General features: G+C 68.8%; 5 protein-coding genes and 2 pseudogenes. 6 read left to right on the top strand and 1 reads right to left on the bottom strand.

Annotation, left to right across the window (positions count from 1 at the left end):
• Window positions 1-764 precede the first annotated feature (764 nt).
• From ACFV2J_RS20670 to ACFV2J_RS20650, 5 genes and pseudogenes are all read left to right on the top strand, one after another.
• Window positions 765-1,583: an IS5 family transposase gene (locus ACFV2J_RS20670; RefSeq protein WP_385089239.1), complete on the top strand. Its 819-nt coding sequence runs from the start codon at window positions 765-767 to the stop codon at window positions 1,581-1,583.
• 316 nt (window positions 1,584-1,899) lie between these two features.
• Complete coding sequence (locus ACFV2J_RS20665; protein ID WP_385089235.1) at window positions 1,900-2,199, top strand: muconolactone Delta-isomerase family protein; 300 nt, start codon at window positions 1,900-1,902, stop codon at window positions 2,197-2,199.
• A 272-nt stretch (window positions 2,200-2,471) separates the two neighbouring features.
• Window positions 2,472-3,746, top strand: a pseudogene (locus tag ACFV2J_RS20660) (IS701 family transposase).
• A gap of 138 nt (window positions 3,747-3,884) precedes the next feature.
• Window positions 3,885-4,172: pseudogene (locus ACFV2J_RS20655) on the top strand (Type 1 glutamine amidotransferase-like domain-containing protein); the annotation flags it as partial.
• 179 nt (window positions 4,173-4,351) lie between these two features.
• Entirely contained in the window at window positions 4,352-4,984 is a 633-nt protein-coding gene (locus ACFV2J_RS20650) for a glyoxalase (RefSeq protein WP_385089232.1), read from the top strand.
• 20 nt (window positions 4,985-5,004) lie between these two features.
• On the opposite strand, the gene ACFV2J_RS20645 is transcribed toward ACFV2J_RS20650, so the two are convergent.
• Window positions 5,005-7,761 (bottom strand): AAA family ATPase, encoded by a 2,757-nt coding sequence (locus tag ACFV2J_RS20645; protein WP_385439888.1) that lies wholly within the window; start codon window positions 7,759-7,761, stop codon window positions 5,005-5,007.
• A 238-nt stretch (window positions 7,762-7,999) separates the two neighbouring features.
• Here ACFV2J_RS20645 and ACFV2J_RS20640 point away from each other — a divergent pair, with 238 nt between their 5' ends.
• Entirely contained in the window at window positions 8,000-8,833 is an 834-nt protein-coding gene (locus tag ACFV2J_RS20640; RefSeq protein ID WP_385097693.1) for an SDR family oxidoreductase, read from the top strand.
• Window positions 8,834-9,027 lie beyond the last annotated feature (194 nt).

Genomic DNA, 9,027 nt, shown 5'->3' with positions numbered 1-9,027 from the left:
CTGGGCATTGGCATGTGCGCCACCGTGTCAAATTTCCCCCGAAAATGTCCACAGGCGGACACCTGCCCACACGCGCGACCGTCCGCTTTCCCCCCCGCACATTCCCAGGTGAGTGACCCCACACAACCCTCCGTTCAAGGCCGGAGGTTAAGAGGATGTCTCACGTGGTTGGTGTGACGACTCGCTATTCATAGTCCGATAACTCGTGCGTTTTGGTCAGTTGGGCGTGTGGGTCTACGTGGCCGGACTACTGAAGGCAGCGCTGACCTGACCGTTGCGGCCCGCCTGCCGAGGAACAGGCAGCTCTGACACAATCGGGGATCGATGCCGACAGGTGCTGAGTACGGCGCTCCCGCGTTGCCCGAGTTTCGGAGTTGCATCCATGCCAGTCATAGCCTTGTCCGTCACGCCGAACGGGGTACCTGTTGTCGCCGTCCTGGGCGGTCTGGCCCTGATTGGAGGCCTGACCTGGGATGTCTTGCGCGGTTCAGGGGAGCCGATCGTGGTCTGGCTCCAGCCGGCGGGCATGGCTGTCGCTTGGGGCGGGTTCATGTTCGAGTCCACTGCTGCGATTGTCGGCGGACTGGCGGGGTTCCTCATCGGAGCGTCGGTGATCAAATGGTGCCGCTGGCACCTCTCGGGCGACCACTTCCGCCGAACACGCGACCGCAGGCTCCCTCCGATCTGACTGACTGAAGGGACGTCAGCGGCCGACTTGTAGCACTCAGTCACGGTCGTTTACTGATTCGGCATGGTGTTGGACCGTGGGTGTTGATCTGTCGCGTCGGTTGGTGTCGGACGAACTGTGGAAGCTGACAGCTCCGTTGTTGCCGAGGTTCGTTTCCCGTCCGCAGGGCGGTGGTACCGCTCCGGTGGACGAGCGGGCGGTATTTGCGGCCGTGGTGTACATGCTGACAAGCGGATGCGCGTGGCGGTATCTGCCGGAATCGTTCGGTGTCTCACCGGCCACCGCGCACCGTCGGTTCACCATGTGGACCAAAGCCGGGTTGTGGCGCAGGCTGCACCGGGCGGTGTTGGACGAGCTCGGTGCCAGGGGTGAGTTGGACTGGTCGTCCGCGATTGTCGATGCCGCGTCGGTGCGGGCGAAGCTGGGGGGATCATTGACTGGCGCAAATCCGGTCGATCGAGGTAAGAAGGGCAGCAAATTACATGTTCTGTCCGAAGCCCAGGGCCTGCCGCTATCCGTGGCAGTGTCGGGCGCGAACCTCCATGACAGCCGGGCGTTCAAGCCGCTGATTCTCGGGATACCCGCAGTTCGCTCACGGCGCGGCCCCCGCCGGAGGCGGCCGGTGAAAGTCCGGGCCGATAAGGCGTACTACTCCGCGGAGCACCTGCGCTGGCTCCGTGATCGCAGTCTCGTCCCCCGGATCGCCCGCCCCGGCATCGAGTCCGGCGAGCGCCTCGGCCGGCACCGTTGGAAGATTGAGCGGTCGATCGCGTGGCTCTTCGGCTACCGCCGCCTCACGGTCCGATACGAGCGAAATGGCAACCACTTCCTCGCCTTTCTCGGCCTCGCCGCAACCCTCACCTGCTACAAGAGACTCGCAAAGCTCACCACGTGAGACATCCTCTAAGTTCGAGCCTCTCGGCCTCTTCGTCGGCGGGTGGGTCATCGAGTTCCACAGGGAGCGGCCGCGCTTCGGGCTGCTCAAGCACCTGGAGTCGCTTCCTTCACCCTCACTTCCGGACTCGCTACGGCCCCCAACCCGCTGTCCGCGTGCTCGCGCATCCAAGATGCCGGTTACGGTGGAGAGGAATAGCGTGGAGTTACCCAGTCGGCTCGTGACGTGACGACGGAAAAAGGTGCGTCACATCTTCAACACGAGCGTGAGGACTGCGCGGAAAGGCTGATGCGGACGACGACTCGGGGTGTGCGGCATGCTTTTCTACGTCCAGATGCGCTGGAACATCGAGGGTCGCATGAGCTTCGATGAAATGTGGGATTATCAAGTGAGAGAGCAAGAGGAAGTCGGCGGTAAGGTAAATGTCGTCCGCATGTACAAAGTGGCTGGCCAGCGGCGCGTCATCGCCGTGATCGATGCGGAATCCGCAGATGAGCTGGATCGTATCTTCATGGCAACGCTCCCGTTGAGAGAATATCTCGACATCGAGATCATCTGGGCGCTACGCGAGTTCTCCGGCTTCGTCGAGGACTGCAAACGACAATTCCGTGAATAGACACCTTACCTGCGGCCGTTCCCTGCCGACCCAGGGTGGTTGCAAGTTCCGGGGTCGTCCGGCTGGTCGGGTTGTGACCGGTTGGGGTGCGCAGCAAACAGGCACGGGCCGGGTGATCATCGTGGTGACTAATAGGTACACACAGCGGATCCCCCGCCTCGCCCCGCGAGGCAGGGGCCCACGCACGCTGGCGCATCGGCTTGGTCGCCACACTCCTAGTAGTGCTTCGTTAGGTCTTTCCGTTTGTGCTGATCAAGAGCATGTTGGGATGCGTGGATGCGCATGAAGTGAACCGATTACGGGCGGCGTTGGCGATGTTTGTGGCGGATGTCTTTGCCTCGGTGCCGCGTAGGGATCAGCGGGCCAGGGGTGAGTGCTATCTGCGGGGCCTGATGCTGGATGGTCGGCGGAAGTCGATCCAGCCGATGGCCGAGCGGCTGCCGGACGGGAACATGCAGGCCCCGCAGCAGTTCGTGAATCAGTCGCCATGGGATCCGCTGCCGGTCAGGCAGCGGATCGCCGAGCGCTTGACCGGAGTTGTCCAGCCCGAGGTGTGGGTGATCGACGACGTGTCGTTCCCCAAGTGCGGCAAGGCGTCGGTCGGCGTGGCCCGCCAGTACTGAGGAGCACTCGGGAAACGGGCGAACTGCCAGGTCGCAGTCAGTGTCCATGCCGCTAGCGACACCGCATCGTGCCCGCTCGAGTGGCAGTTGTATCTACCACGGGAATGGACGGACGAGCCAGGCCGCTGCCGCCGGGCAGGAGTCCCCGACAACGTGGTGCACCAGGAGGAATGGCGTCTCGCACTCGATCTCCTGGACACACTCGCAACGTGGCAGCTGACGGCCCCGGTCGTGGTCGCCGACGCCGGCTACGGCATCAGTACCCCCTTCCGGCTCGGTCTCGAGGAACGGGGCTTGTCCTATGTCCTGGCTCTGAGCGGGAAGGAAGTCGCCCACCCCGAGGATGTCGAGCCGCACCGGCCCGGTTATGGCGGGCTCGGGCCGCCCACCCTTCCCCGCTACCGCACCCCGCCGCGAGCGATCTCCTCCCTTGCGACGGAGGCGGGTGCGGAGCGGTTCACCGAGGTGACCTGGCGGCAGGGCAGCAAGGGCGCGATGACCTCACGGTTCATGGTGCTGGCCGTGCGGCCCGCGGGCAAACAGTCCCTGGCCGCTGCCCAGGAAGCCGGCGGCGGCCGCAACCAGTGGGACGGCGTTCTGCCCGCCCAGACCCTCCTGGTCGAATGGCCGGACGGCCAGGATGCCCCGACGGACTACTGGATATCGAACCTGCCCGCCACCACACCAACCGCCGACCTGGTGCGGTGGGCGAAGATGCGCTGGCGGATCGAACACGACAACCGCGAACTCAAACACGGCCTGGGCCTGGACCACTTCGAGGGCCGCACCTGGCGCGGCTGGCACCACCACGTCACCCTCGTCACCGCAGCCCAGGCCTTCCTCACCCTCCGCAGGCTCGACCCCAAAGCCCAGGCACCAGCCCGAGTCTCTACCAGACCCTCGACGCACTCCAGGACCTGCTGAGGTGCTGGACCGGCACCTGCACCACCTGCGGCCACCCCCTCTAATGCGTTCGTCTTGGCCCGCGCCATGACGCAGGCCGGATTCCGCGATGCCCTTCAAGCGCAGCTGCATTGAACCGAGTTCACCTACGGCGGCTACTCAGCAGGAGCCTGCGTCGCCGGCCCGGACCTCCAGGGCATCGACCTCATCGATGACCCAACCGTCCTGCCCGAAGGCTATCCGTCGGCTATCGCACCCAAGTGCCTCTGCCTGGTGCCCTTCCGAATCGTTCCCCATTGGCGATCCGAACACCGTGACGCGGAAGGAGCAGAGCGAGCCGCCGCCCATCTCACCAAGTACGGGCTATCGCACCGCTGCCTACGCGACGGGGAGGCGGTGAACATCCATGACACCACCGGGCCGGTCACCTGGCCACGAACGACTTGATCCTCATGAGGAGAAGCTGCAGGCAGAAATGTGCCGCCTGGTCGGTTTCTTCGAGTACGCAGGGATAGACAGATAGACACCACTGTGGGGGGCCTCAACGCAGATGGTTTGTTCCGCCTCGGGCAACCGGGCAGTTTTCGAGAAGCGCCGGTGGCCCGGCGGCCCCTACCGTCGAGGTCATGAAGTCCATCGATTACGTGACCCTCGAGGTGGCCGACACCACGGCCGCCGCCCGCTTCTACTCCACCGCTTTCGGACTGGATCCGTCGCACGTGCGCCTGCGTGACTCCCAGGCACCCACGACGGGCTTCCGCGGGTTCACCCTGTCCCTGGTGGTGTCCCAGCCGGGCAACGTCGACGCCCTGGTCGGCGCGGCCCTGGAAGCGGGCGCCACCGCCCTGAAGCCCACCGCGAAGTCGCTGTGGGGCTACGGTGGCGTCGTCCAGGCCCCGGACGGCACGATCTGGAAGATCGCGACGTCGGCGAAGAAGGACACGGGCCCGGTCACTCGCGCCTTCGACGAGATCGTCCTCCTGCTGGGCGTCGAGGACGTCAAGGCCGCCAAGCGGTTCTACGTGGAGCGGGGCCTCATCGTCGGGAAGAGCTTCGGCGGCAAGTACGTGGAGTTCGTCGCCGGGCCGGGTTCCGTCAAGCCGGCCCTGTACAAGCGCCGCGCTCTCGCCAAGGACGCGAGTGTCTCCGCCGACGGCACCGGATCGCACCGGATCGTCCTCTCCGGCGCCACCGGCCCGTTCACCGACCCGGACGGGTTCGTATGGGAAGCCAACGTCCCTCTGACAGCCGCCGCTTGAGCCGGCCAGAGGGGCCTGGTTCAGGAGCCGGGATCCACCAGATGCGGCAGTCCGTGGCGGACGAGCTGGGTGCGCGAGGTGAGGTGAAGCTTCGCGAACACCTTGTGCAGGTGATAGTCGATCGTGCGCGGACTCAGGAAGAGCTGGTCCGCGATCTGCGGATTGGTCATGCCCTGTGAGACCAGTGTGGCGATCTGGAACTCCTGCGGAGTGAGCCGGCTGGCGGCACTGGGACCGGTCCGCGACGTCGTTCCCCCCGTCGCACGGAGTTCGGCCGCGGCGCGCGCTGCGAAGGGCAGGGCGCCGATCCCGGTGAGCAGTTCGTGTGCGGTGCGCAGATGGGTCCGCGCCTCCCTCCCGCGGCGTCGACGCCGCAGCCACTCTCCGTGGAGAAGCTCGCTGCGGGCGCGTTGCCACGGTGGCAGCGCGGCGGCGAGGGCGAGGGCGTTCTCGTAGTGCTCCTGCGCCTCCGCGTCGTCCAGCAGGGCCCGGCAGCGGGCGAGGAGGGCCCGCCTGGCGTCGGTCGGCGCCGCGTCGACCCAGGCGGCGAAGGTACGGGTGAGGTTCGTGGCCTCTTCGGACCGGCCGGTCCGAGCCAGCGCCTCGACGGCGTCCGGCATGGCGGCGAAACCGACGACGGGGTTGAAGGCAGGAGTGCCGACTGCGGTCACCGGACCCAGACGCTCGGCGGCCTCGGCCGGCTGGCCGGCGCAGAGTTCGGCACAGCCGAGGGCCCACCGGGCGAGGGCCGCGTGATACGCGGACCCGTTGTGCCGGGTCAGGCGGAGCACTTCCTCGGCGTGGTCGCGGGCCTCGTCGTAGCGGCCCCGCACCGCCTCGACCATGGCCATGTGATCGAGGTGGGTCGCTCTGCCCTGGCCGAGCTCCGCGGCCAGCCGTTCGCCCTCCTCGGCGGCGGCGTGGGCGAGGTCGTAACTGCTGACCCCGATCAGGTCCGCCGATTGCTGGGCGAGCGCGAGGGGCAGCAGGCTGATCAGCCCCTGGCGCCGTGCCAGCCGGACCGCCCGGTCGGCGTGCCCCAGCCCGGCGCCCATCCCGTGGGCGACGGACTTCGCACGGGCCGCCCAGATGAGAGCCCTCGGGTCGTCGGCCGTGCTCGCCAGTTCGGCGGCGGCGTCGAGCAGGTCCTGCGCGTCCCCATACGCTCCGGTGAGGAGCTTCGCGTGGCCTTGGACGAGATGGACGATGAGGCGTTCGCGGGCCGTGCGAGGGGTGGCGGCCGCTGTCAGGTCGGCCAGCACCGCGAGCCGTCCGGCGTCGCTCAGAGAGAAAGCGGGGCCGGCCGCCTCGATCAGCGTCTCCAGCATGCCTGACGGGTCGTCACCGGTTCGGGACGCCTCCAGCAACTGGTCGTAGGCACTGCCGAGATGGCCGGCGCGAGCCTCGATGATGCCGCCCAGGCGCAGCAGACGGGCGGCCTGTTCCCCCTCGGCCCGCACCAGGGCGCGCTCGGCCGTGGAGCGGGCGGGTTCGGCCTGGCCCGCCGCCCACAGGGCCTCGGCCGCGGCGGTCAGCCGCCGGGTCCGCAGACCACCGTCCGTGGTGAGTTCGGCAGAACGCAGCAGAGCCGCCGCGGCCGGAGCGTGGGCGGCTCGCCGGGTGGCGCGCCGCGCGGACTCCTCCAGCGCGGCGGCGATCCCCTCGTCGTACTCGACCGTGGCCAGGGCCTGGTGCCACACACGGCGATCCGTGTTCTCTTGCCCCGGCAGAGCCCGGGCAAGGGCCTGATGGGCGTCACGGCGGCGGCTGAGGGTCGTGCCGTCGTAGACCGCCGCGCGCACCAGCGGGTGCCGGAACGTGATGCGGCCGCCGTGGGTGTGGATCAGACCGGCGTGCTCGGCGGCGTCGAGGGCGTCGCCCGGCAGGTCCAGCGTGGCGGCCGCCCGCAGGACCACGGCCGCGTCACCGGTGTTGTCGGCGGCGGCGAGCACCAGAGCCGCCCGGGTGGTCTCGGGGAGCCGTTCGACGCGCTCATGGAACATGCGCCGGATGCGTGGCGTGAGCGGGATGGTCTCCGGCAGTGGTGCGTCACCGCGGAGCTGCTCCTCGGACAGGCTGACAGGGAGCTCCATGAGCGCCAAGGGGTTGCCGTGCGCCTCGGTCAGGAGGCGCGTCCGCACCGTCGGTGCCAGGTCCTTCTCGGCGCGCGCGAGCAGAGCGGTGGCTTCCGGTTCGGTCAGGCCCTCGACGAGGAGTTCATCGAGACCGGGTGTGGGGAGCCCGGGTGGCTCCCCGTCGCGGACCGCGATCAGCACGGCCACGGCCTCCGCCCGGAGGCGCCGGGCCGCGAACAGCACGGCGTCGCTGGACGGCCGGTCCAGCCACTGGGCGTCGTCGACGAGGATCACCAGCGGTCGGCGCTCGGCCGCCGAGGCCAGCAGCATCATCAGTTGCGTGGCCACGCGAAAGCGGTCGGGCACCGCCGATTCGGTGGCCTCGGACAGTCCCGTGGCGGCGGCTAGCGTGGCGGAGCGGGCCGCGGGCAGGGCGAGGAGCGTGTCCGCGAGCGGGTTGACGAGACCGTACAGACCCGAGAAGGCGAGGTTCGACTCCTGCTCGATGCCCGTGGTGCGCAGCACGGCCGCTCCGGCCGCCCGGGTCGCGGCGTGGTCGAGCAGGGCGGTCTTCCCGATCCCGGGTTCTCCGCGCAGAACCAGAGCACCACCCTCGCCCGCGGCGGCACGCCTGAGCAGGGTGTCGATCTCGGCGCGTTCTCGGTCGCGGCCGATGAGGGCGGAGGTTCGGGGACGGGGCATTGCGTGATCAGGATATCCCCGGGCGGAGAGGTCGGAGGGGTCGGTCGGTGCCGCCGTCGCGTGTCCTCGCACCGGGGTGACCGGCATACGAACCGGGCCCTGCCCATGAGGCCTCGGTGGCGACGGCCGTCCACCGGTGACCGGACCGGTGACTTCGCAGATGCCCCGGTCGGTGCCACGGTCCGAGCATGGACCGGGTCGGCCGACCGGCCGACTCCCCTGAAACATGGAGTGGAACATGACTGCGCAGACGTGGCTGATCACGGGTGTGAGCAGCGGTTTCGGCCGTCGTATGGCCGAGAGGCTGCTCGCGGATGGTGCCTGGGTGTTCGGCACGGTCCGCGATCCGGACTCCGTGGCCGACCTGAAGTCCGTCTACGGGGATCGGCTGCGGTCGGCGACGCTGGACGTCACCGACTTTCCCGCCGTTCGCCGGGTGGTGGATCAGGCATTCGCGGAACTGGGCCGGATCGACGTCGTCGTGAACAACGCCGGGTACGGGCTCTTCGGTGCGGCGGAGGAACTCTCCGACGAACAGGTGCAGCATCAGATCGACACCAACCTGACCGGCTCCATCCAGGTCGCCCGGGCGGCGCTGCCCCACCTGCGGGAGCAGGGCGGTGGCCGCATCATCCAGTTGTCGACCTACGGTGGCCAGGCCACGCACCCGGGCGCCACGATGTACCACGCGAGCAAGTGGGGGATCGAGGGCTTCATGGATTCCCTGGCCAAGGAGGTCCAGGGCTTCGGTATCGGAGTCACCATCGTGGAGCCGGGCGGCGCGCGCACCGGGTTCCGCTCCGCTGGCTCCCGCCTCGCCGAGCCGCTGGCAGCCTACGACGGCACCCCGGCCGCCATGGTCCGGGGCGTCCGCACGGCCCCGCCGGCCGCCGGTGACCCGGTGAGGATGGCCGCCGCGATCATCGCCTGCGCCGGACGGACCCCTGCGCCGCGCCGATTGGTCCTGGGCAGCGACTCCTACAGGTTCCTCCACGACGCCCTGACCGAGCGTCTGGCCGAACTGGAGACGCAGAAGGAATCCGCCGCCACAACCGACCTGCCCCCCGCCTGACCGGCACCACCGTGGAGGGGCGAGGAGCGCGCGGACCGGGGAGATCATCAACCCGCGCCCGCGTCGTCCGATGTGCTGATCCCTTGACCCGCCGGTCTCCGTCCCCCGCCCCGGGCCGGCCGGCGGCCGGCGGGCGGGCGCGCGCGGGCGCGGCCGCGGGGCGGACCCACCCCCCCCCCCCCACGTAGAACGAC

It is taken from the genome of Streptomyces sp. NPDC059668, from assembly GCF_042734135.1.
Classification (GTDB): domain Bacteria; phylum Actinomycetota; class Actinomycetes; order Streptomycetales; family Streptomycetaceae; genus Streptomyces.
Note: the sequence above shows the minus strand (reverse complement) of the source record. Positions and strands in the feature narration are given on the sequence as shown.